Below are 24,264 nucleotides of genomic sequence, written 5' to 3'. Positions count from 1 at the left end.
TAATTCTCCTCATTATTCAGCTACGCTAGTTCCATTTGCGTAGTTCAGTTTGAATCCCTCTTGAATATTTTTAATGTAAACATTAAACGAAATTGCGTTACTCCCAACCGATTGGGCACGCATAATCACACCAGACGCTAAGAGGTTGTTCTTCTTAAACACCGGTTTAATTTGATATCTAACGTAGTGATGGTGATTACTGCGTAGATAGTATGCAACCTTATTTTCAAACGTACTCATCGCAGGATCATTTAATGAACGCGTTCCTGTCATCAGATTACGTAAGTTATTATTTTGACCTGTAAACTGATAGCCGATTAGATGACTTCTATTATATAACCATGTTCCGCCATCTCTTTTGTTATGCCAACCCGTAGGATCAACATATAAAGGTTCTCTTTTAACCTTTGGCATCAATGAATAGTTTAACATTGCATTCGCAGTGGTTGAACGATTGAGCTTATCCAAGCTACCATATCTTGCCCATGCACCATGCTTTAGTGACATGTCGGACTTACTAAAGGCAGGATTATTACCATTTAGAATCACAATTTGATTGTTAGCAATCTTAGTCTTGCCACTATGACTAACTGCTTGTTTATGTATCTTTCTAGCCTTTTTGGCTGTTACCTTAGTAACGACAGTACGACTGGTGCTTTCGTCCTTGGCCAAAGTAAGACCACGTGACTGAGCCTGACTTAAGGTCACACGATAAACTTGGTGCGCCCGTTTTAAGCCCCAATCATTTCGATTATAGTAGTATCTTTTACCAGTTCTTGTAACATATACGTAGGTTTGTGCATTGACAGCTTGTCCAGAAACTGAAAAAAACATTAAAAGTACAGTTATCAATGACAAGAAAACTAAGAACTTTTTCAAATTTTATCACTCCGTTTTAATCTTATACATTAATAATAATAATACATATTAGTATAATATTCACTGAAAATTAAATAAAAGTAAAAAAGCCCCCCTTTTTGGGAAGCTTTTTTATCTCTTATTTGTAGTAAAGAGTAACTGTTGGGTTACTTGCATCAATTGCGGTTGTGTCTACACCTACGAATTGAAGTGAACCGGCACCACTAGTTGATAGCTTTGATTGATCAATGCTTAGTAAGTTACGGTTAGTTAAGATTGACTTAACGGCATCGGAATTAATACTTTGACCATTTAGTACTAGTTTTTGATTCAATAAGTCTTGACCAGCTTCGTTTAGAGTAGTTACTAAATCAGATGAAGGAGTCAAAAGTACACCAGTATCTTTTTGTTTGATGGCAATTGTTAAACGAGTTGCTGGAACCGCATTTAGGTTGATGATGGCAGTTCCACCATTAACGATTGGTCCATCAGTATTGATAGCATTAGAATCAGTAGTGATTTGGTAGTTACTTGGGATAAACTTAGCGATTGAATCAGGAGTTACGACAGGAGTGCCGTTTACTGATAGATCTGATAAGTTAACAATCTTTGTGCTTACAAAGTTACCATTGTATTTAAATACTAGGTTATAAGTACTTGGTGTTGGTGTTGTGGTAGTTGAGTTAGTTTGTGTTTGCTTGTTATCAGTTGGTGTCTTAGCAGAAGTCTTCTTGTTAGAAGTCTTCTTAGTATCCTTCTTAGCATTAGGAGCAGTAGTGCTACCGCTGTAAATCCAACCATTAACACTCTTCTTCTTGGTGTCTTGAACGTAGTAGTATAACCAACCACGGGTGTTGTATACGGCTGATTCAACAACGAAATCATCGTTGATATATGAAGCCTTCTTATGGCTAACTACACGCGCGTTGTAACGACTGAACTTAGGATAAGTCCATAGATTGTCTAGAATTTTAACGTTTACGTTGCTTGGGTTTGCACCGTATTTTAATGTTTTTGTAGCTGAAATTCCAGTGTTTTTAGTAATGCTATCTAGGTTGTATTGGAAGTCATTTCTACCAACGTAGATCCAACCACGGTACTTGCCACCTAAAGTGACAACGTGAGCGTAGTATAGACCGGTGTTAGTCTTAGCCATTCCATATACATAGAATACGTTTTCAGGTAGTTTCGATTTTGCTAAACGACGCATTGTTACTTTATCGGCAACAACCTTAGCATTACCCAGTTTACCGGGTTTGTTCATGATACTAACGACCCCGTTTGATTTAGCATATGCAGCATTTTCTGCGAAATGAACTTTGTAGTATGTGACAGTTACTTTAGTTTGTTTTTTTGTGTGCTTCCCTGTTTTTACCTTTTTGGCAACACGTTTAGTAGTGACGTGTTTCTTGGCATTAGCAGTGGTTGTGTTAACTGCTGCTAATGAACCTAATGCAAAAAGAGTTAGTCCAGCATAGACTGTCTTCTTTAAAAATGATTGCATTTTGATTCCTCCAATAATTTTATAATCTAGATTATAACACATTTTAACTTTTTAACTATTTCATTAATAAATTGTCGTGTTTTATTAAATAATTTTAAAATCAGTGCCATACTTTAGACATTTAATCCAAAAAATATTAAAGTAAGGTAAAAAGATTAGTGGAGGTATTGCCAATGACAGAAACATTTAGTTCGAACAATCCAAGTACACACCTTTTGGCACAACTTAGATTACGGAACTATTTTGCTAGTTATGTAAAGCAAATTATCGCTAAAAAATTCGGCGACGATGAGAAATACCCACAATTTGAACAACTTCTTAGTAAACAAAATAACTTCGAGGTTGTTAACTACCTACTAATCCTAACTGATAAATATCGTAATAATTCAGACCTATTAAACGTATTGATTGATATCATGCAAAGAGACTGATATCGTCTCCTTCGCTATTTGAGCTACGAACTCTTCTACTATCTTATATAGATATTTGAAGGGAGGGATTTATTTGCGTCAGTTATATAGAGGACTAAAATTGGATGCCAAGTTCGAGCAGGCCAATCAGCATCTCCGTCGCAAGCTACGTCAAAAAATCCAAAATAAGCTTATCAAATATGTCGGAGATAAACATTATTACCCCTGCAATAAGGCACTAGATAAAATCTACTGTGCCAATGATATGCACTACATGCTAGCAATCATTACCAGTTCACGGCCGAAGCCGCTGGAATATATTATCAAATGCGTAAATAACATGGATGCTCGCAGATATCATCGTTGGTCACAAGAAGCGTTTGGTTTTTGGTATCCATAATAAAAAAGACGCTATCATTTTGATAGCGTCTTTTATTCTATTCGAATTTATTTCGATAGTTTACATAATTTTTTTCAAATGGTTGTTACATATTTTGACAAAAACATATATAATCTAAAACAATAAGTTTTTTATTGTAGACGAGAGGATGATGTACATGATTTCTTTTTCATACCAAGCTTTTGTAACCGTAGTTAGCGAAGAGAGTTTTCACCACGCAGCTCAAAAGTTAGAAGTAACACCTTCTGCAATTTCTCATTCAATCGATAAACTAGAAAAACAACTTGGTTTCTCACTACTTATCCGTGATAGATCTGGAGTTAAGTTAACCGAAGATGGTAAGGATGTTCTTCCAATTATTCAAGATATCTTAAATAATGAAGAACGTCTTCAACAAGAAGCCAATAAAATCAAAGGACTAACTTCTGGAACAGTTAGACTAGGTGCTTTTAGTAGTGTCTGCATCAACTGGTTGCCAACGATTATACATAACTTTCATAGTCAATTTCCCAACGTCAAAGTTGAGCTGATTCAAAGTGACTTTAACGACATCACCCTCCAGGCGCGCCAAGGTAAAATCGACCTTGGTTTCACATGTCAGCCAATCAATGAAAGATTAGTAAAGGCCCTATTGGTAAAGGACAAGATTTACTGCATTACCCCTAAGGACTTCGTTCCAGCTAATGGTAAGTCAATTACCAAAAAGGATGTTGAAAACCAACACTTCATTCTACAAAAATCAGATTACGATGGTGATACCAAAGCAGTGTTAGATCAATACAACGTTGCTCCTAACTCAATTCAATTCAGTATCGATGACCAATCAATCATTGCAATGGTTGAATCAGGTCTTGGTATGGGAATTCTACCTAAGTTAGCGTTCCAAAGAATTAACGGTGACGTTTCACTATACCCATTTGATGATGATTTCTACCGTTCAATCTTTATGGTAATGAACTCAGTTCAAATGAAGACGCCTGCTGCACAAAAGATGGTGTCATGCATTCGTGAATTTATCGAATCAAATTATCCAGATGGATACCTAAAATAAAAAGCCGTGTTGCGTAATGCAACACGACTTTTTTTATTACTTAGCAGAATTGTCAGTCTTGATTCGTTTGTCGAATAAAACTTGATTTGTGGTATCAATGATTTTAGCTGCTACTGGTTCTTGGTATAAGCTACCGTCCTTGTCACGGAATAGGTTTAATTCTGATAGGCGTTGCATGGCTGGCATTACCTTATCAGCACTTAGATCACCTTCTACATAGTTAAAACCTAAGTTCTTGTTCTTACCGTTTTCGCTCTTAAATGTTAATTCTAGTTTTTTCATTAATTTGTCCTCCAATTAAAATTAGCCCAAGTAGTTACTTTCTTGTACTAGTGTTACTCCATCGACTTTACCACCGGTTAATTCGGCAACAATTGCGGTTAGTTGAGCCATTTGTTCAGGTGATACTTCTTGGATTGCGTTGGCAATGTTACGTTTTCTCATAACCTTGTCGCTTCCTAAAGTATTAACTGTAATCTTTGACTTGTTCCATTTCTTTTCCATTGTGATTTACCTCTTTTTCCAATTTTCATAAGTGATTAGCGCCAACCCTTACACTATTAATAACGTGCCGACCTAAAAAAGTGTTACCCCAATTTGTAAAATTCTTCTTGGACGCCCTTCTTCCATTGATAGACCGTCTTTCGACTAACGTGATACTTTCTGGCAATTTCGGTAACGGTCATCGATTCGTTATAGGCACAGCATAAAAACTTTCTTTGGTTAGTGGTACAGTGCAGCCAAAGTTGGTTCAACAAATCAATGCCGTCAATCTCATCATGTGGTGAAAAGCCATCACCATCTACTTCAGATTCGACATTAATAACGTGATCGTTGGTACGTTGCTGCTTTCTTAAAATATCTAGCAGGTGCCAATAGACCGCCTGAAATAGGTAGCCGCAAACCCGATCGTCATCTAGTTCGTCATTATATTGACTGTATTTTGTTGCCAGGTGGATAAAGCCCTCCTGCTTTAGGTCATCAAATTGTGGGTTATCAACTCTAATGTTTAATCGTTTTAACACTCCATAGACAATGCCAACATGGTTTTCTTTCATTAAGAAATCAAAACCGGCATCTAAATTATTCATCTTAATCAATCCTTTTGCGTATTGATCAAGGGCCCTTGAACGATTAAAAAAATAGCATCGATTCGCAAAAATAACACCGCGCTTTTTTGGCATAAAACTGCAAAATCTTACACTTTCAATATAAAAAATAGTAGAATGAAAATAATCAATCTAGGAGGTTGTGTCATGGAATGGAAAGTAAAAACATTTGATGAAATCACACGTGATGAACTATGGGCCATCTACTTTGCTCGTGTTCAAACCTTTGTGGTGGAACAAAAACGTCCTTACCAAGAAGTCGATGATGTCGACAAAAAAGCACTACATATCTGGGCTGAAGAAGATGGGCAACTACTAGCCTATGCCAGGGTCTTTCATGGGGAAGACCACACTTCATTTGGCAGAGTACTTACCACCCCTGCCGCTCGTGGCAAAGGATTGGGCAAGCAATTAATTGAACGCGTATTAAAGGAAATCGACGAACACTTCGATCATCCAAGAGTTGAAATCGATTCACAAGATGATAAAGAAGGCTTTTATGCCAAGTTTGGTTTCAAATCAGTTGGTGATGTATACGAGTTCCACCAAACTCCACACATTAAAATGATTTTGAACAAATAAAAAAATGCATGCAGATAATTTTTATCTACATGCATTTTTTAGTGCATAAATTCCTTAATTTTATTCATATCGATTACGCTAGATTCTTCTAGCTTCTTCAAGTTAAACTCAACCGGATTCAAATGGACCCTCGGATCGTTAACCATAAATTCGAATCCCAGTTGGAAATCCTTTTTTGAGATATCGTTGTGGGAAATGTCATCGTGTTCGTGTTTGGCAATCGAGAAGGCCTCGGCAATGATACGGTTCAATTGTTCGTCATCACTGCTACGTTTGATTGAAATTGTAACGATATAGTCGTTGGAAATCGGACGCCACCTCGTTAATCCTTCCCTAAACAAATCCAAGTTCACACTGTGAGCCAACTCCTCACCATGTAGTGTCATATAGATGCGGTTTAACTTAATAAAGCCACTAGTGTTTAACTTTTCATCCAAGAAGTAGATGAAGACTCCCTGACCATTAACGGATGAACGATCGACTCTGATTCTCATTGGGGGCTGGCGGCGATTCAAATACAACGCAATGTATGCGGTGATAAATGTTCCAATCGCACTTGCTAGCTCGAAGATGTCGTTCCAACTTAGTGGTTCTAAATGCATTCAAGCATCCCCTTTCCTTCATGAATTTAGCGCCTAAAAATCATTTAGATTAATTAATCAAATCATAACATTTTTATTTATGATTGTATTGATTAAGAAATCCTTTGTATTATAATTATCAAAAATAAGTCAACGAGGAGCAAGTTTAATGAATAACCAAGCATTCAAAAAGAGCATTCTAATTTACGGTGGCGTAATTTTGGTCCTTTTCACATTCTTTAACACTTACATATTTCCAATCCTATTAGACGAAAGAATATCATTTAACCTAGCGTCTCTTTACCACGGTCTACTACCAATCGTTATGTTCTTTCTCTACTACACCATCGCTTCACTGTTTACAAATAAAATCGTGACCATCATTGTCTACACTTTTTATTTACTATCCGCATCTACTCATTTAGCTTCAACAATTCTAGGAGTATTAGCTGGACTATACTGGTCCGCTTCTCTTAACCTATTAGTCGGCTTGCTATATATCTGGTTAGCATTTGAATTCACAATGATAGTCAACAATATCGTTAATCACATTGATCGAAACAATTATTTCCAATCATGGTTATCGGGAATTTCCAAATTCTTCTTTACCAACAAACCACTAATCATCGGTATCATCATCTTCTACGTAATTAATATTCTTACTAATAATCCATAATAAAAAAGCAGCCACATTGTGTGGTTGCTTTTTTTATTAATCGATTGGTGTGGTTGACTTCAATACTTCGGATCTCCAAAGTACGACTAGATAACCGTAACCACTGCTATCGAATGATAGACTTTCGAATTCACGGTTGGTACCAAAGGTAGTGTAGTGAACATCTTGTGGTTGGATGTTGTCATTTCTGACTTCATCTACCGGAATGGAAATAATCATATCGTTTGATAGTAGGTATAGACGATTGTTGTTGCGATTGTAGGTGACCTGTTGGTTAAAGCTTCCTGGCCACTTGATTAATCCTTTGACCGGAGTGAATTGAATACCATTTCCGTTCATTGTTCCATGGAATAATGTGTAGGTACCCTTCATCTTCTTAGGACCACCACGAACACCAAAGTATGCATTACCATCGTTATCGAATGTCAAAGTATGGACAGCGTAGTAATGACCCTTGTTGTTTAGTTTGAAACGGTAAACGTGAACTGGGTTCATGGTTTCTGCATCCATTTCAGTTACTTGGTTGTAGAAGTCGTCTCCAACGACCCCTAACTTATCATCTTGGGCCAAGTAAACGTGGTTGTTACTTGGGTTGTATGACAATGTTTGACCGTGACCAATATTGGTAACTGGACTGATTGTTAGTAGTTTGGATAAGTCAAAGTACTTGCTAAACAAGTCATTACGTTGACTAATGCTATCAATTTCACGGTTGTTATGATCAATCTTGGCGTTGAAAGCATCAATCTCCTTATTATCTTTATCGATTAATTTCCCTTGAGCTTGCTTAACACTGTTGTAAGTCTTAAATGCCTTTGGCGTAAGCTTTTGCATATTATTCTTTTGCGCATTTAACTTCTTGTATGCATTGTTAAGTTTAGTATTTTGCTTGTTAAGTTTAGTAATCGATTTGTTAATTTTAGCAATTTGCTTCTTAAGCTTTTTAATTATCTTAGCTTTTGTATGTCTCTTTTTTAAAGCCTTTTTTAGACTCTTATTTAGTTTCTTTGCTGCCTTACGGTTAACCTTAATTGCCTTACGATTAGATTTAACCGTCTTACGATTAGCCTTGACTGTTTTAGTTAACTGGTTCTTAGCTAGTTTAGTTGCGTTGTTAAAGGTCTGTTGATTATTCTTGATATTCAAGTTAGCAGCAGCAATTTCATTTTTCATGTCGGTAATCTTTTGTTGAATATTATCGTTATCTTTTCTGTAGCCATCAGTATCAACGATGAAGTCAGACAAATTCTTACTGTGGTCGCTGCCGTAAACAGAGTTTCTGTTAAAGAAGTTAAAGACCTTGGCTAAGATGTTTTGTTGGGTACTATCATCAATCCCTAGCTTATCTAAGGAATCTAGGCCAATCTTTACAATTGCACCCTTGTTAGTGTTGGTTCCGGCAGATTCTACAAAGTAGATACTGTTGTTAGCAATGATTCCACCTTGGTAGTTTCCGTGTTCTTCTGGACTAACGTGGAATCCTTCAGGTAGGAACCACTTAGTCTTAAAGGTTGTTGAACCGGTGTTAATTGAATCAATGGATGCGTAATTACTTGGCACATCCATGTCACGAACACGGGTGTAGTTACCCCATGTTGGCGTAATATTAGGTAGCTTGGTGTCGATAATATGGTATTTAGTGTTGTTATCAACATAAGCATTATCGCTGGTGGTAGTTGCAATTCCATCGGTGTTGATAGAATCACTGATGGTCTTGTTATCGTTGAACTGATCACCAGACTTTTGTGTCCCCTCGTTTGGCTTTGTTGCATCACCATCGATAGCTTCTGGATCCTTATCATCGATGATGTTGGAACTACTATTGGCATCTGCGGATACCTTAATTCCAAAGTCAATTGAAGGTAACGAAACTAACATTGCAATGATTGTCAAAAGTAAGAACAGATTTCTTAGCTTTTTCATGTCAAAAGTCGCCCCTCTCAAATTTAATTACTGTATCTATTTAAACGCTTTGGACACCGTTTTGCAATAAAATAATCGCTAAATGATACACTGATAATTTAAAAACATTTTTAACATGATATAATGTAAATTAATATTGTATAAATGAAAAGGACGTTTTTAATGGCATACCAAAATCGCAATAATCGTTCCAACTATAACGACGTTGAAGTCGAAGTTGGCCAACAATTTAAAATGACCATCAAAAGAATGGGCATTAACGGTGAAGGAATTGGCTTTTACGAACACAAGCTTGTGTTTGTTACCGGTGCCTTTACCGATGAAAAAGTCGTCGCTGAAGTAACTAAGGTCTACCCTAATTACATCAAGGCAAAAGCCGTCAAGATTAACCGTGTATCCGAAGACCGTGTTGAACCTCGTGATAGTTATGCCGGCAGTGTTGGTGGATTCGAACTTGAATCACTATCATATCCCGCACAACTTCGTTTCAAACGTGATCTAATCAAACAAGCACTGGAAAAGTTCCAACCACAAGGTTACAAGAACTTCAAAATCCGTTCTACTATGGGAATGGAAGATCCATACGAATACCGTAATAAGGCTCAATTCCCAGTCCGTATGAAGGATGGCAAGGTCATCGCCGGACTATTCAAAGAAGGAACTCACGACTTAGTCGACCTTCCAGAATGTTCAGTTCAATACCCTGCTACCATGAAGGTAATGAGAAAGATTGTCGAATTCATCCAAGAACTAGAAATTCCTGTTTTTGACGAATCAAACAATTCTGGAATCGTAAAGACTGTCATCGTCCGTGCCGCATTAAACACCGACGACGTTCAAGTGGTCTTTGTTACCAACACTCCTAAGTTCGTTAAAAAAGGTTTCATGCTAAAGAAGATCATGATGGAATTACCAGAAGTAACTTCCGTTATGCAAAACATCAATCCTGGTGACTCCCCTCTTATCTGGGGTGACAAGACAGTGCACTTAGCTGGTAAGGATACCATCGTTGAAAAGATTAAGGGACTAAGCTTCGAACTTTCAGCTCGTGCTTTCCTACAATTGAATTCAATCATGCTTCCTCGTCTATACGAAGTTGCCATCTCAGCACTTGAACTTACCGGAAACGAAAAAATCGTTGATGCTTACTCCGGTGTTGGTACCATCGGTTTACCTTTAGCTAAACACGCTGAAGAAATTCGTGGAATGGATATTATTCCAGAAGCCGTTGAAGATGCTAACCACAATGCTATCATCAACAAGATTAGAAATGCATACTACGAAGTTGGTAAGGCTGAAGACCTCCTTCCAGAATGGTTAGAAGAAGGTTTCAAACCGGATGCCATCATCGTTGATCCACCACGTACTGGTCTAGACGATAAATTAATTGACGCTATTTTAAAGAGTGCGCCAGAAAAATTCGTATATGTATCATGTAACCCTTCAACCATGGCTGCTGATTTAGTCCAACTAACTCGTAAGTACAAGGTGGACTTCATTCAACCAATCGACATGATGCCACAAACACCACGTTGTGAAGCGGTCGTTAAATTTACTAGAAAATAATCGATAGAAAGTAGGTATTCAAATGGATAACTTCCCTAAACCACCAGATTTCAAGCAAAACTTCGTCTTCATGATTAAGCGCGATGATCGCATCAAGTTTGGTCGTTTTGGATTTTCAATTCTATCATTCTTGTTACATTGGATTCCTTCCATCTTGCGTTCTGACTACTACAACACTGCATGTATCGTCGGTGTTGATGCTTGTATCTACATGGCGACTCACATGTTCTTACAACTTGTACTAAACGTTGACCCAAGCAACGCCGCAAACATTACCTACTTTGTAGGTGCTGTTATCTGGGGATTGGGTTACAACACTATGTACATCAAACGCCTAGTGAACAAAGGATTCAAACCAATTGATGTTGATTCTCAAAATGTTTTAAAACAACATCGCATTGACTGTGAACTAACTGACATGAACCCTGATGAAATCAATCATCAAGGACCAACACTTTAAAAGAAAAGACTCAAGATAATATCTTGAGTCTTTTTATTTTAGATTTGTTATTAGTATTATTTGCTAATCTTTAAGTCTAAATCGTCACCAATGTGTTCGGTGTAATTAAAGCCAGCTTCTTTGAAGTATTTCTTTAATTCATCATTCACATTCTTTAGTGGACGGCGATCTTCTTTTTGTTGGAACGCCTTAATGTCGTAAGCGGAATTATCTGAGTCAACGTTGACGAAATTGTATTCCACATCCACTGTGTTTAGAATTTGTTGAATTAATTGTCTTTCTGTCATAATTATCCTCCCAATAATACTTCATTATTTATTGTAAAACTAATTTAGACTTTTGTTAAAAAATCATGTAAAAATCTTTCTTAAGATTTTCTTTACTCCAATTTAACTCTCACTGCGTTATAATAATTGTAACTACATAAAAAGGAGTATCCGATATGAATTTTTTCTTAAATTCTAGCTTTAATGCAAAAAACTCCGGGATTGAACACGCCCAGTTAAAACGCGCAAAACTATTCGAAAAATTCGGCGAAGACTACCGCCTAGTCTTTCGTGAATGGAACCCACTACTACACTTCCATTTAAACAATAACGGAATTGCGGATAAATATATCCTAAGCATTTTCGATTATTTCCAAAAAGCTACCGACGTACAAAAAAAGACAATCCGTCCAAAAGACATTAATTTTGGTGTCTCTAATCTAAGATACGAAGACGAAAAAGATCACAATCGAGTGATTGTCTACAGCAAGAACCAAATCGTCGCTCGTATCAACCTATTTGATAAGGAAGTTACCAACGATCAAATCGTTAAGTCTGTTGAACTATTCGATGGATTTGCCAACCTTTACCGTGTTGATTTCTACGACTACCGCGGTTTTCTATCAATGGCTCAATGGTATACTCCTGACAACAAGATTGCCACTGAAACTTGGTACACTCCTGAAGGTCGTCCAGCTATCGAAGACTACTTCAGATTAAACGCCCAAGGTAAAATGGAAAAATCTGGTTTTAAGACCATCGATGAAAACGACACTGTTCGTACTCACAACAACATTGTGGGATTACTTCAAGAATTCTTAGAAGAAGTCAACGTTGAATTCATGGACCAAGACCATCCAAACATCTACGTAATGGATCGTTCTGATTACTTCGAAGAAATCCTAGAAAACTTGAGTTCTCCTACCTACACCGTCTTGCATCTACATAACTCACATGCCGGTGACGCTCAAGAACCAGATACTTCAATCATGAACAACAACTACGAATACTCACTAACCGATGCTAACAGATACGACGCAATTGTTTCTGCTACTGAAAAACAAACTAAAGACGTTAAACGTCGTTTCGACCCAGCAGTTGATATGTTCACCATCCCCGTTGGTGTGATTAAAAACGAAGACCTACAAGGTCAACGCATTCCAATGAAGAATCGTAAGAAACACAGTATCGTCGTAACTGCCAGAGTCGCTCCTGAAAAACAAATCAACAAGATTATCGACGCTATGGGAATGGCCAAAAAGGAAGTCCCTGACATCAACATGGATGTCTACGGATATGTTGACCACTCCAACGACGATATCGCAATGAAGCGCATTAACGCCTCATTAGACGAATACGATTTAAAGGATGCTGTTCATCTACACAGCTACACCAATGACGTTACTGGAGTGCAAAGAAACGCCCAACTATACGCCCTAGCCTCTGTCATGGAAGGTTTCAACCTTGCTCTAATGGAAGCTCAAGCTCAAGGTGATGTTGGTGTAACCTTTGATACCAATTACGGTCCAAACGAATTAATCGTCGATAACGAAAATGGTTACGTCGTTGATTACGACGACACCAAGGCCCTATCCGATAGAATGGTCAAACTGTTTACAGACGACGAATTATTACAAAAGATGTCAGATCAAGCTTATGAATTATCAAACCGTTTCTCAGAAGACAGTGTTTGGGCAGATTGGAAACAACTAATCGATTCTGCTAAGAAGACTTGGCAAGACAAACTAAAGACATACCACTTCGACATCAAAAAGGGTCTAAGTGATATGGAACACACTGAGGAGGCATAATCATGAGCAAGAAATTTTTATTCGTGAATGAAAACATTTTTACATTCAATTCGGGAACTGAATTTTCAGCCATGAACCGAATCAAACTGTTTAAACAAAATAACGTTGATGCCAAGATTGTTACCAGAAATTACAACCCTTCGTTGCATCAAGAAATTCAAAAATACGGTATCGCAGATGACGATATCATTAACATGTACGACTACTTCCAAGGTGAAATGGGTCCTAAGAAGCACCATGAGTACCTAAGATACTCTAACCTAGTCGACAAGCATGAATACAAGATTAACGGTGTCGACAACAACAAGTCATACATTGAAAAATTAGGTCAACGCGTGGCCAAGGTTTCCATCTTCCCACTTACTGTTGGTGAAATTGGAAACGTCGATTACTACGATAACTTCGGTAATGTCTCCAGTCGAGACGTCTTTGACTACCGTGGTTTCAAATCAAAGACCATCTACATGCATCCAGATGGCAACATCGGACACGAACTAGTCTTAAACAAGGCTGGGGATCCGGTCATGGAAATCACCCACATGAACATTGGTGAACAACTAATGCCTACAATGTACAAGCTGTTAAACTACAAGGGTAAGACTCTTCGTTTCAACACCGAAGATGAACTATACACATTTTTCATAAACGAAATCTCAGATAAGGACACTGTCATTATCAATGACCGTCCTTCATTGACTGTTGCCGTGGGTGAAGTAAAAGCTACCAAGCATAAGTACCAAATCATGCATAACGAACATACCGAAGATCCATCACAAGCTGGTAATCCTAAGGCAAAGCTGTTCGACAATTTAACCCCACTATTTGATAAATACCAAAACACTTACGAGGGCGTCATCACCCCTACTGAAGCACAAAAGAAGGACTTAGAAAAACGCTATCCAAAGATGAACTTTTACAACATCTTTGATACTGCCATCTTTGAAATGCACAAGCCTACTTCAGACGTAACCAATCATGAAATCACCTACATGGGTCGTGTATTTAGAGACAAGAACGTTGCCGAATTAATCTCTATCATCCCTGCCGTTAAGCAAACCATCCCAGATGTCCACTTAACCATGATGGGATACTTCGAATCCGCTCAATTCAAGAATGAATTAGACGAAATCATCAAACAACTAGACGTTGCCGACAACGTTTCAATGATCGATTACAAGACCGGTCAAGATAAGCAAAACGTCTTAGAAAAGACCCGTGTCCTAGTCCAATCCTCCAAGGGTGAAGGATTAAGCATGGCACTTATCGAAGGTTTATCTTACGGAATTCCTGAAGTTGCCTACGACGTTAACTATGGTCCAAATGAAATTATCGACAACGATAAGAACGGAGCACTAGTTGAATCAGGTGACCTAGGTAAGTTTGCTAGCAAAGTCATCGATATCCTAGCTAACGATGAAAAGCACAAGCAACAAAGTGAACACTCCATTGAAAAAGCTGATAAGTTCAGTGCTGACAATGTCATGAAACAATGGAATCAATTATTTGAAATCATCTAAGCCAAATAAAAAAAGCCCCTATCTACTCGATAGGAGCTTCTTTATTATTCTTTGTTAACCCAGGTCTTGTTAGCAGTAATGTATCTACCTTTACCAATGTATAGTCTGGTGATGCCCTTGTAATGAACAACTTTTTCGACCTTTATTCTGCTGTTAGAACTAATCTTTCCAACGGCATGCTTCTTGGCAAAAACTGGACTGTTGTAAATAACAATTCCTTGGTGTCTAATTACGCGATAGTATCTGTCGTTGTTTTGTGGTTCAACGGCGTAATAACCATCTGTGTAATCGGAACTATCCACGAAGTGGCCATGGATCTTCAATTGTAAACGACCGTGTACATATCTGTATCCTGAGACCTTGCGAACAGAAGAATGTTTTCTATCTTCGCTTAGATTGTAAACATACTTAGGAACGTTATCGAAATCATTTCTTAGCGCAACGTACTTCTTGTTGGAAGTGACGTATTCACCATTACCTAGATATAGTCTAGTGATTCCATTGTATTCAACTACCTTTTCAACCTTGAATTCGGAACCATAGCGCATGAAACGTTTGCGTTCGTGCTTACCGAATTCTGTACTACCGTATACCCAAACACCCTTGTGAGCGGATACGATGTATTCGTTTGAAGGTTCGTTAGTTGAGTAGTACTTACTGTTGTTGGCCTTCACATCATTCAATTGAGCATTTAGTTGATCAATTTGTGCTTTGTATTGATTAATCAACGCTTCGTTACCTGCATTCTTATCATTTAATGACTTGGTTACTTCTGCCAATTGAGCTTGATATTGGGCATTCAATGAAGCAGCTTGGCTGCTTAGTTTTGATTCTTCATTATTCATGGCAGCAATAGACATTGCTTCTTGTTGCGCCTTGATAATGCTAATTGCATTTTCATACTTGTTGGCAATTGAATCTCTAATTACTTGAGCTTGTGAGTCAGCTTGACTAGCTGCAACGCTTTGTGCGCTACTCATTGCTTCTTGGTTGGCTTTAGCTTGAGAGCTTAATTCGGCATCTCTTTGTGCGTTCAATGAAGCAACTGCACTTGAGTATTCAGCTCTCTTTTCTGCCATCATACTGTCTGCTTGTGAGTTAGCTTGAGCGATTGCTGATTGCTTATCGCTTTCCACTTGTGAACTCAATGATGCCATTTGACTAGCAAATGTTGAGTTAGCTGCATTTGATGAAGCGTAGTATTGACTTTCCAATGATGCCTTTTGGGCGTTCATGTCATTGTCAGCAATGCTCTTGGCAACGCTGGCTGCACTTGATGCAGCACTGTCGATTGCTGATTGAGCCTTACTACGTTCATTTTCAACTAGGCTATCGTAGTGGCTCTTGATAGCTTGTTGAGCTGAGGCATTTGATTGAGCCAAACTATCTAGTTGAGCTTGTGCTGAACTGTTCATAGTGTTTCTCACATCTTCAATTGCTTGACTAGCAGCTGATGATTGAGATGAAGTTTGATCATTCAATGATTGCACTTGTTTTGCATATGAGTCAGCGTAGGAATCAGCGATTGACTTCGCAACGCTAGCAGCATGACTTGAAGCTGAGTTAATTGTTGAATCCATTACGGATTGAGCAACTGATGAAGCGGCTTCACTGTCTGCCTTAGCCTTTGAGTTAGCACTTGATAGTGCTAGTGAGTTCGCAATTGAAGTAGCTGTTGATTGTGAACTAGCTAGACTTTCGGCAGCTGATTTTGCTGCTGAAACTGCTGAACTACGAATTGAATCGGCATTATTTGAAGCGTAAACGCTGTCGTTGTATGCCTTTTGTTGGGCATCGCTCAATGCTTGTGAGTTGGCAGTATTCAATGAAGCAATGTTTGAGTTAGCAATGCTTTCTGCCAATGATTTGGCGGCTGAAATAGCATCTTGAGCACTGTTAGATGCTGCGATACTGTCAGCTACTGACTTAGCATTAGCTGAACTTAGCGCTTGTGAGTTGGCAGCATTGATTGAATCAATTGTTACTTGAGCTTGTGATGAAGTTAGACTCTTCGCAGCAGAAACGGCGTCAGCGATATCGCTTTCTGCCTTCTTTTGAGCTGCGATACTGTTAGCAGTTGATTGTTGTCTTGCTGAGCTCAATTCATCTTCATACTTAGCTTGTAGTGAAGCAATTTGTGATGCAGCGATACTTCTTTGTGCCTCACGAGCAGCATCGATAGCACTTTGGGCACTTTCTAGCGCAGCCAAGCTATCTTGTTGCGCCTTTTGTTGAGCGGCTGAGATAACAGCTTGGTTAGCACTGTTTAGTGAAGAAACCAAAGAGTTGGCTGAATCTTGTGCTGATTGTCTAGCTGAATCCAATGCTGAATTCTTAACGGATTCGGCACGGCTTGATGCAGCTGAACTGTCGTCAATTGCCTTTTGTTGAGCAGAACTCAATGCAATTGAGTTAGCAGCTGATTGACTGTTCAATGCTGCTGTAATTGATTGTTGAGCAGCAATACTAGCAGCACTTAGCTTGATGTTGTATAGACTATCAGCCATCAAACTATCTTGTTTAGCCTTGCTTTGGGCATCAACCAATGCTTGTGAGTTCTCAGCAGCGACCGCAATTGATTGTTGTTCTGCAATACTTCTAGCAACTGATTGAGCTGATGATACCGCACTTTCTCTTTCTGAAACAGCTGCTTGACTAGCTTCAGATAGGCTTTCTTGGTATTGATCAGCTTGTTCGTTTAGCATCTTTGCGTATGAGTCTTCAATTTGCTTAATTTGCGCATCGGTGACCAATTTGGCAGCTGATTGGGCTGAAGCGATTGCTTGACTCATCAATGAATCAGCATAGTTTGAAGCTGCAATACTGTCTGCTGCGGCCTTTGATTTGGCATCAGACAATGATTGTGAGTTAGCTGATGATTGGTTAGCAAAAACTGAGTTGGCTGAATCTTGCACAGATTTTTGAGCTGAAGCGATTGCTGAATCCATGATGGACTTAGCAAGTGATGATGCTTGTAAACTATCAGCATTAGCCTTTGAGATTGCTGCAGATAATGCTTGTGAGTTCGCAGTTGATGTTGCACTAGATTGTGCAGCAGCTACGGATTGGGCTTGGGCAATTGCATCGTCGACAGCCTTTTGAATAGCTGCTTGGGCTGATGATGCAGCGTTTTGACTATCAGTGGTTGCTTTGCTTCTAGCAGCATCCAAAGCTTGTGAGTTCGCAATTGAAGCAGCTGTTGATTGTTGCGCTGCTAAACTATTAGCGGCATCGACAGCTTTCTTAACTGCGTCTGCTTGCGCTGCTTCATATGATTGAGCCAGTTGATTTTGCTTAGTAGCATAAGAACTGTTCAATGAACTAATTGAGTTGGCATTAGCAGAAGATAAGCTGCTAGCGTAACTTTGAAGCGCACTGATGCTGGTTGCAGCATTTTGAGAATCTTGTGCGTACTTGGTATTTAGATCAGTTACTTCTTTTGCATATGAACTAGCAATACTGTCAGCCTTATCATTGGCTTCGGTAATCGCTAAACTATTCTTAAGTGCAGCAGCCAAACTGTCAGCCATCAAGCTAGTAATCTTGCTTGAGTAACTGTTCATTTGAGAGGTAGCACTATCAATCTTAGCTTGCGCTGCGGAAGAACTAGCTTGTGATTCCTTTTGTAGGGTACTGATGTAATCACTGTATGAGTTGGCAATTCTTTGTCTTTCAGCAATTGCTGAACTTCTAGCGTTATCAGCAGCAACACTTTGTTCATATGAGTTCTTTGATTGCTGTGCGGCAATTGAAGCAGCTGTTGAAGCGGCATCTGAAATTGCAGCTGAAGATTGTCTTGCGGCTTCTTCAGCAGCACTTTGTGCTAATGAGATGGTTGTATTGAAATCATTTTGCATGCTGCTTAGTTGTTGTTGGTACTTAGTTACCTCGTTAGAAGCAGTGTTCTTATCAGCTTCTAGACTGTTAATGACAGCTTCATATGAGGCAACAACTGATCCATAGGAACTAGCCGCAACAGAACTATCGTAAGTAGCTTGACTAGAAGCAGCTGAACTAGCTGAAGATAGACTGGTGATTGCTGATGAATTCAAACTATTTTGCGCGCTTGCACTTGATTCCAAGTTAGAAAGTGATTGGTTAGCCTTGCTAATTTCATTGCGCAATTCATTAATAATCTTGTCATAGTCAGTGTTCAAAGTATTAATTTGAGCTTGGTATGAATCATTTAGAACTTGTTGTGCTGATGATACGGCACTGTTCTTGTCATTTTCAGCATTTACTGAGGCAGCTGAAGAATCAGATTGTGACTTAGCAATCAAATCGTCGATTGCCTTGGAGTTGGCAATTGAAGTCGCAGTTGATTTAGCAGCTGCAATTGATTCAGCTTGGCTCTTAGCTTGTGATACAGCATCGTTCACAGTTGAGTTCATTAGTGAAACGGCAGCATTTGAATCATCAATTGCCTTTTGGTTCAATGAACTAATTGCTTTAGCGTTTGAATCGGCAATTGATTGAATTTGTTGAGCAGCTTGTTGAGATGCAATGTCTTGAGCTGACTTAACCGCACTGGAAATTGCTGCTTGCGCACTGTCGGCTGCACTTGATAGGTCTTGTTCTTTCTTCTTGTTTAAGTCATCAATAGCAACAGAGTTGGCACTACTTTGAGCAGAGAATTCTGTTGAAGCTTGACTAGATGCTTCACTTGATGCCTTTGAAACAGCGTCACTAATTGCAGTGGTAGCACTGCTTTGGGCTTGATTCAATTCATGACTCTTTTGAGCGTTGATGGCATCAATTGCCTTACTATTTTCAGCAGATAATGAAGCAATCTTTGAATCAGCATCATTTTGCGCTGATGAAATCGCTGAGGCAACAGCAGAATTCATGTCGTCTTGAGCCTTTTGAGCTGCGGCCTTTGAGTCAGCAATTGATTTGTTTGTTAGATCTTCAATTGCTTTAGCGTTAGCTGAAGATAGTTGTGTGGCTTCAATACTTGCTGAGTCTTGGGCTGACTTGATAGCACTTCTCATTGCGCTATTTGCTTGTTGTGAAGCGTTGTTTAGGTCGTCTTGGGCCTTGCTTTGTAAATCAACAATGGCTTGTGAGTTCGCTAAAGAAACGGCCTTTGAATCTGCATCAGCCTTTGCTTGAGCATCGCTTTGGGCTTGTTGAACAGCTTGAGCGATTGCTGATTGAGCACTATTAGATGCATTGATTGAATCTTGTTTTGCCTTTGATTGTAAGCTATCGATTGCGTTTTGGTTTTGTTGTGCAACTGATTGTGCAAGTAAGTTGGCTGAGTCTTGGGCTGACTTAACCGCACTGTTCATTGCTTCGGCAGCTGAATTTTGAGCTGATTGCATGCTGCTGTTGTATTGAGTTTGAAGATCGTTAATCTTTTGTGCATTAGCTAAAGAAACGGCTTTTGAATCTTCGGCAGCCTTGCTTTCAGCTAATGATTTAGCGTTATCAGCAGCTTGTGAAATTGCTGCATCCGCGCTGTTAGATGCGTTAATTGCATCTTGCTTAGCCTTTGATTGTAGATTATTGATCTCATCTTGATTTTGTTGAGCAACAGATTGAGCTAAAGAGTTAGCTGAATTTTGGGCTGACTTCACCGCACTACTCATTGCTGATTGTGCATCGTTAGATGCTTGCATTGAGTCTGATTGGTACTTAGCCTTCAATTGATCAACTGCTTGTGAGTTGGCAATTGATGTTGCTGTTGATTTAGCGTTAGCATCATCAATTGCAGATTGAACTGCTCTGTTGATTGCTGCGGTTGCACTGTCAGCAGCTGCCTTTGAATCTGCTTCACTCTTTTGTTGAAGTGCGGCAATTGCTGCGTTGTTAGCATCAGTAATTGATTTAACTAAACTATCGGCATTTTGCTTTGCAGTCACACTAGCAGCAGACAATGCGTCAGCAAGATTTTGTGCTGCTTGTTGTGATGCTGCCTTTGAATCGGCAGTGCTCTTGTTTAGTAAACTTTGGACTGCTGAAGAGTTGTCCGCACTTTGTTTAGCAAAAGTATCATTAGCTGAACTAGTAACACTTGTAATTGCGTTGTTTAGTGCAGTTTGGGCAGCTTGTGAAGCGGCAGTTGAAGCTGCAAGGTATTGCGCTTGTTGTGCTGAACTACTTTGAGCGTATTGTGCTTGTAGTGAAGCAATTGTGCTAGTCAATACACCTTGTGCTGATGCACTCATTGAATTAGCAGCTGATGTAGCAGCACTGTTGATTGCATTGTTGGCAGAATCGCTCAATGTTTGTAGCGCGGTTTGGTAACTGGTGTTCAAGCTGTTAGTCAAGCTTTGGTTTTGACTAGTTAATTGAGTCATTACACCGGCAGCTGATTGTTGAACACTGGCAACAGCACTTGATCTTAATGAATCGGCAAGTGTTTTAGCAGCTTGTGAATCAGCGATGGATTTTTGAGCCAATCCGTTTAGCATTTGTTGAATTTGCGCGTTAATGTCGTTAATCTTTTGACGGTTAACAGCATTCATTGAATCGGTCGCTGATTGAACCGCATTACTCTTATCGATGACTGCTTGGTTGGATGCGGCAGCCAAACTGTTGTTGTATTGAGTTTGTAGTTGTGCCAACTGTTGGGCGTTTTGTGTGTTCAATGAAGCTTGGACTGATTGGGCTGATGATTGCACTGAAGTCAATGTTTGACTAATTGCGTTAGCCTTATCAATTGAAGCTGAACTACTCAAACTTTGTAATGCACTGTTAGCAGAAGCAATCAATGATTGAGCATAACTTGAAGCTTGTTGTGATGCTTGAGCTGTTTGTTGAGCAGCTTGTAATGATTGGTTTTGAATTGTTGTTAGTGAGTTTTGGTAGTTTGCACTAGCGATTGCAGAATTGGATGCTGCAATACTGTTAGCAATTGAATTTGCTTGGCTAGAAGCTGAATTAATTGCGTTTGTGATTGATTGGCTAAGTGCAGCCTGTGAGCTTTGAATGTAAGCAGCTGCAGAAGAACTGCTTGCAGCAGCCAATGAATCGGCCACTTGTGGTTTTGGAAGAACATAGATATATGCTGTTCCGTTCCACAATTGTGGTATTACATGACCTGTAGAGTTTTGATTGTTTAGGTAATAGTTATTATCCAAAGATGTAACTGAAGTTACAACAGGATTATTAGTATTACCGTTGTACACTGCAACTTGTCCTTGTCCACTTACATATCTACCACTTGAATCCATGAATTGGATTGGGTAGTAAACAACGTTTACTGTTGGAGTAACGTTGATTTGGTATTGACCATTATTGTTGATAATTTGACCGGTTGTCATGTAGTAGTTATTACTATCAAAAGTTCCATTATCAACCAATCTAGGTGTGTTATTTGCATTTAAAACGATGGATCCTTGACCATGGTTTCCACCATTGCTATCAACAAAGTATACCGGTAAAGTACTGCTGATTGAGTATGGGTTAACGACTACTTGGTATTGACCATTTACTGTAACCACTTGGCCGTTAACCATGTAGTAGTTATTACTGTCAAAAGTTCCAACACTGGCAATCTTTGGGTTATTGTTGGCATCAAACGCAACTAGCCCTGTACCATGAGCGTTTCCATTCGCATCAACGAATGTTAATGACGCTTGATTATTCACTACGTCAGGATTTACCAATACTTGGTATTGTCCATTAACGTTAGTAACTTGTCCATTGACGACGTAGTAGTTGTTGATATCTAAACTACCGTTATCGATTAATTTAGGATTGTTATTAGCATCAAATGCAATTGTTCCTTGACCATGGGTACCACCATTGCCATCAACAAAAGTTGCACTTGAGAAGTTGCTTAGTTTGTTTAAAACAACTTCCATAGTGAAGTTGTCATCATTTGCGTCCTTAATCAATTGACCGTTAGGACTGATGTGGTAGTTACTGTTCGCTAGGTTTCCGTAGTCAACTAATTGTGGAACGTTGTTTCCGTTAACGTTAACTTGACCTACGGCAGTGTTTCCACTGTTATCGACTACCGGTACACCCTTACTAGTGAATGTTACTGTTGATGTTCTAGCGTTCTTTAGGACGGCAATTGAATAAGTTCCATTTCCGTTAGATACGGCTTTAGCATTTGGTGCTACGTGGTATCCACTACCATTAATGCTGGTAGTATCGTTGATGGTGGTTGATCCATCGGAGTTTAGATAAACAGAACCAGTCAATTGATTATTGTTGCTGTCTGTTAGGATTTGATTGTTTGGAGTTACGAAGTTCAATGTTGCAGTTTGTTGGTTAACAGTGACAGCGTATTGACCGTTGTTTTTAGCATCTGCAGTAATGTTTGGAGTTGAAGCATTTGGTACATAGTAGTATTGAGTTTGCAAGTTCCCCAATGTGTATGTGTTAGTAATGCTACCGTCGTTATTAATGTTAACTGTACCGGTTGCGACCAATTGACCACTAGTGTTATAGAAGTTCAATGGCTTTGGTTTTGCAGCAGGTACCAATGTTACAACGTAGACGTAGTTTGAGTTCATGCTCAATTGTGATCCAACGTTTGCTACGTAGTTAGTACCGTTAAGATTGTAGTAACTAGTTACCTTTTGCAAAGCATTAGTTGAACTATTTAAAACGGCCATCCCAACAGCGTTATTACCATCTGTTCCTGTAATTGCATTTCCGTTGGCATCAACGAATGTTACTGGTGTTAGGAAAGTTGGGTTAGTCCCCTTAACTTCAACTGTTACAGTTGGTGTTCCTAAATAACTTATATTTAGTGGTGCATTGGCAGTTATAACATAAGTCGTACCTGGACTATTAATATTGTTAGCGTTATTTAATTGGTTAACGTTGTTTGCACTAGGTGTTGCTGAATTTAAAATTTGATAATTATTGGGATTGGTGTTGTTCGCCATAAAACCTCGGGATGCACCACCACCAAGTTGTTGCATTCCATTGGCATCATTGAAATAAACAGTTTGAGGTGTTGATCCAAAGTTATCACGATAGCTTAAGCCTTGCGCCAAGTTAGCACGATACACGGCAGCATTACTATCAATATCACTTTGTGCTGATGAAGCCATTTGGTCAATGATGGCTTGAGCTTCGGACAAACTAACCCCTGTTAGTGAATTATTAGAATCGCTACTTTGACTATTATTGGTACTAGTGTCTAAATTTGATTGCACATTTGAACTACTAACACTACTTACCGATGTGTTTACACTTGAAGCTGAACTACTAGCTTGAACGCTACTTGAACTGCTTTGTGAAGACGATGTTGAACTGGTGTTACTTGTTACTACTGGGCTCTTTGATTGATTGCTTGAATAAGTACTTTGATCCACAACTGCGGCTGCTTGACCTTTTGTCGTTTCATCAGCATTTGCACTAACTTGAGTTGTCATCAAAGTAAAACTAGCCGCACCAAAAAGCGCAAAAGAAGAAACGGATACTACAACCCAGTTTTTCTTTACTTTTTTCAACATTTTCTTGTCGTTTAGCTTTCTTATTTTTCTCTTATTGTATTTCAATGAAAAGGCACCTCCTCTTTAAATTTTCAGTGATAAACCTATAAAATCGTTTTTATACAACGAATATAATATCCTATTAATAC

At 38.9% G+C, this 24,264-nt stretch carries 18 protein-coding genes; 9 read left to right on the top strand and 9 right to left on the bottom strand.

All coding sequences use genetic code 11. The annotated features are described in order from the left end of the window. Positions 1 to 12: 12 nt before the first annotated feature. Positions 13 to 879, bottom strand: a complete 867-nt coding sequence (locus tag ACOMA7_RS02655) for a DNA/RNA non-specific endonuclease (protein WP_414827324.1) — start codon at positions 877 to 879, stop codon at positions 13 to 15. Between the two features lie 118 nt (positions 880 to 997). Further along, the gene (locus ACOMA7_RS02650; protein WP_414827323.1) at positions 998 to 2,362 is read right to left on the bottom strand and encodes a hypothetical protein; all 1,365 of its coding nucleotides are present in this window, start codon (positions 2,360 to 2,362) and stop codon (positions 998 to 1,000) included. Positions 2,363 to 2,535: 173 nt separating this feature from the next. Here ACOMA7_RS02650 and ACOMA7_RS02645 point away from each other — a divergent pair, with 173 nt between their 5' ends. From ACOMA7_RS02645 to ACOMA7_RS02635, 3 genes are all read left to right on the top strand, one after another. Beyond that, entirely contained in the window at positions 2,536 to 2,793 is a 258-nt protein-coding gene (locus ACOMA7_RS02645) for a hypothetical protein (protein WP_414827322.1), read from the top strand. Positions 2,794 to 2,866: 73 nt separating this feature from the next. Beyond that, entirely contained in the window at positions 2,867 to 3,172 is a 306-nt protein-coding gene (locus ACOMA7_RS02640) for a hypothetical protein (protein ID WP_054607885.1), read from the top strand. Positions 3,173 to 3,329: 157 nt separating this feature from the next. After that, entirely contained in the window at positions 3,330 to 4,223 is an 894-nt protein-coding gene (locus ACOMA7_RS02635; RefSeq protein WP_034531417.1) for a LysR family transcriptional regulator, read from the top strand. Positions 4,224 to 4,259: 36 nt separating this feature from the next. Here ACOMA7_RS02635 and ACOMA7_RS02630 read toward each other — a convergent pair whose 3' ends face one another. The 3 genes from ACOMA7_RS02630 to ACOMA7_RS02620 all read right to left on the bottom strand — a co-directional run bounded on the left by ACOMA7_RS02630 (position 4,260) and on the right by ACOMA7_RS02620 (position 5,314). Further along, positions 4,260 to 4,505 (bottom strand): DUF2922 domain-containing protein, encoded by a 246-nt coding sequence (locus ACOMA7_RS02630; protein ID WP_054607884.1) that lies wholly within the window; start codon positions 4,503 to 4,505, stop codon positions 4,260 to 4,262. A gap of 21 nt (positions 4,506 to 4,526) precedes the next feature. Next, entirely contained in the window at positions 4,527 to 4,727 is a 201-nt protein-coding gene (locus ACOMA7_RS02625; protein WP_054607883.1) for a hypothetical protein, read from the bottom strand. An 83-nt stretch (positions 4,728 to 4,810) separates the two neighbouring features. Beyond that, positions 4,811 to 5,314, bottom strand: a complete 504-nt coding sequence (locus ACOMA7_RS02620) for a sigma-70 family RNA polymerase sigma factor (RefSeq protein ID WP_414827439.1) — start codon at positions 5,312 to 5,314, stop codon at positions 4,811 to 4,813. 165 nt (positions 5,315 to 5,479) lie between these two features. On the opposite strand from ACOMA7_RS02620, the gene ACOMA7_RS02615 reads away from it, so the two are divergent. After that, positions 5,480 to 5,914 (top strand): GNAT family N-acetyltransferase, encoded by a 435-nt coding sequence (locus ACOMA7_RS02615; protein ID WP_054607881.1) that lies wholly within the window; start codon positions 5,480 to 5,482, stop codon positions 5,912 to 5,914. Positions 5,915 to 5,952: 38 nt separating this feature from the next. Here ACOMA7_RS02615 and ACOMA7_RS02610 read toward each other — a convergent pair whose 3' ends face one another. Then, complete coding sequence (locus ACOMA7_RS02610) at positions 5,953 to 6,516, bottom strand: hypothetical protein (RefSeq protein WP_053792426.1); 564 nt, start codon at positions 6,514 to 6,516, stop codon at positions 5,953 to 5,955. A gap of 148 nt (positions 6,517 to 6,664) precedes the next feature. Here ACOMA7_RS02610 and ACOMA7_RS02605 point away from each other — a divergent pair, with 148 nt between their 5' ends. Beyond that, positions 6,665 to 7,171, top strand: a complete 507-nt coding sequence (locus ACOMA7_RS02605; RefSeq protein WP_414827320.1) for a hypothetical protein — start codon at positions 6,665 to 6,667, stop codon at positions 7,169 to 7,171. A gap of 36 nt (positions 7,172 to 7,207) precedes the next feature. On the opposite strand, the gene ACOMA7_RS02600 is transcribed toward ACOMA7_RS02605, so the two are convergent. Continuing rightward, positions 7,208 to 9,094, bottom strand: coding sequence for a hypothetical protein (locus ACOMA7_RS02600; protein ID WP_421391772.1), 1,887 nt, complete (start codon positions 9,092 to 9,094; stop codon positions 7,208 to 7,210). Positions 9,095 to 9,256: 162 nt separating this feature from the next. Here ACOMA7_RS02600 and rlmD point away from each other — a divergent pair, with 162 nt between their 5' ends. Beyond that, the gene (gene rlmD / locus ACOMA7_RS02595; protein WP_155451835.1) at positions 9,257 to 10,660 is read left to right on the top strand and encodes a 23S rRNA (uracil(1939)-C(5))-methyltransferase RlmD; all 1,404 of its coding nucleotides are present in this window, start codon (positions 9,257 to 9,259) and stop codon (positions 10,658 to 10,660) included. A 22-nt stretch (positions 10,661 to 10,682) separates the two neighbouring features. Then, positions 10,683 to 11,120, top strand: a complete 438-nt coding sequence (locus ACOMA7_RS02590; RefSeq protein ID WP_421391770.1) for a hypothetical protein — start codon at positions 10,683 to 10,685, stop codon at positions 11,118 to 11,120. Positions 11,121 to 11,176: 56 nt separating this feature from the next. On the opposite strand, the gene ACOMA7_RS02585 is transcribed toward ACOMA7_RS02590, so the two are convergent. Continuing rightward, the gene (locus tag ACOMA7_RS02585) at positions 11,177 to 11,407 is read right to left on the bottom strand and encodes a hypothetical protein (protein WP_054606172.1); all 231 of its coding nucleotides are present in this window, start codon (positions 11,405 to 11,407) and stop codon (positions 11,177 to 11,179) included. 155 nt (positions 11,408 to 11,562) lie between these two features. Between ACOMA7_RS02585 and ACOMA7_RS02580 the strand changes: the two genes are divergently transcribed. Continuing rightward, entirely contained in the window at positions 11,563 to 13,197 is a 1,635-nt protein-coding gene (locus ACOMA7_RS02580) for a glycosyltransferase (RefSeq protein ID WP_421391766.1), read from the top strand. 2 nt (positions 13,198 to 13,199) lie between these two features. Beyond that, positions 13,200 to 14,714, top strand: coding sequence for a glycosyltransferase (locus ACOMA7_RS02575; protein ID WP_421391764.1), 1,515 nt, complete (start codon positions 13,200 to 13,202; stop codon positions 14,712 to 14,714). Between the two features lie 44 nt (positions 14,715 to 14,758). On the opposite strand, the gene ACOMA7_RS02570 is transcribed toward ACOMA7_RS02575, so the two are convergent. Continuing rightward, positions 14,759 to 24,181: a DUF5776 domain-containing protein gene (locus tag ACOMA7_RS02570; protein WP_421391762.1), complete on the bottom strand. Its 9,423-nt coding sequence runs from the start codon at positions 24,179 to 24,181 to the stop codon at positions 14,759 to 14,761. Positions 24,182 to 24,264: the final 83 nt, after the last annotated feature.

The organism is Apilactobacillus intestinapis (assembly GCF_049166695.1).
Lineage (GTDB): Bacteria > Bacillota > Bacilli > Lactobacillales > Lactobacillaceae > Apilactobacillus > Apilactobacillus kunkeei_C.
The sequence above is the reverse complement of the archived record's forward strand: the minus strand, read 5'-3'. Positions and strand labels throughout refer to the sequence as shown.

Coding starts and splice junctions, on each gene's coding strand:
- ACOMA7_RS02650 (WP_414827323.1), bottom strand. CDS start 2,362: ATGCAATCATTTTTAAAGAAGACAGTCTATGCTGGACTAACTCTTTTT.
- ACOMA7_RS02645 (WP_414827322.1), top strand. CDS start 2,536: ATGACAGAAACATTTAGTTCGAACAATCCAAGTACACACCTTTTGGCA.
- ACOMA7_RS02635 (WP_034531417.1), top strand. CDS start 3,330: ATGATTTCTTTTTCATACCAAGCTTTTGTAACCGTAGTTAGCGAAGAG.
- ACOMA7_RS02630 (WP_054607884.1), bottom strand. CDS start 4,505: ATGAAAAAACTAGAATTAACATTTAAGAGCGAAAACGGTAAGAACAAG.
- ACOMA7_RS02625 (WP_054607883.1), bottom strand. CDS start 4,727: ATGGAAAAGAAATGGAACAAGTCAAAGATTACAGTTAATACTTTAGGA.
- ACOMA7_RS02620 (WP_414827439.1), bottom strand. CDS start 5,314: ATGAATAATTTAGATGCCGGTTTTGATTTCTTAATGAAAGAAAACCAT.
- ACOMA7_RS02615 (WP_054607881.1), top strand. CDS start 5,480: ATGGAATGGAAAGTAAAAACATTTGATGAAATCACACGTGATGAACTA.
- ACOMA7_RS02610 (WP_053792426.1), bottom strand. CDS start 6,516: ATGCATTTAGAACCACTAAGTTGGAACGACATCTTCGAGCTAGCAAGT.
- ACOMA7_RS02605 (WP_414827320.1), top strand. CDS start 6,665: ATGAATAACCAAGCATTCAAAAAGAGCATTCTAATTTACGGTGGCGTA.
- ACOMA7_RS02600 (WP_421391772.1), bottom strand. CDS start 9,094: ATGAAAAAGCTAAGAAATCTGTTCTTACTTTTGACAATCATTGCAATG.
- rlmD (WP_155451835.1), top strand. CDS start 9,257: ATGGCATACCAAAATCGCAATAATCGTTCCAACTATAACGACGTTGAA.
- ACOMA7_RS02590 (WP_421391770.1), top strand. CDS start 10,683: ATGGATAACTTCCCTAAACCACCAGATTTCAAGCAAAACTTCGTCTTC.
- ACOMA7_RS02585 (WP_054606172.1), bottom strand. CDS start 11,407: ATGACAGAAAGACAATTAATTCAACAAATTCTAAACACAGTGGATGTG.
- ACOMA7_RS02580 (WP_421391766.1), top strand. CDS start 11,563: ATGAATTTTTTCTTAAATTCTAGCTTTAATGCAAAAAACTCCGGGATT.
- ACOMA7_RS02575 (WP_421391764.1), top strand. CDS start 13,200: ATGAGCAAGAAATTTTTATTCGTGAATGAAAACATTTTTACATTCAAT.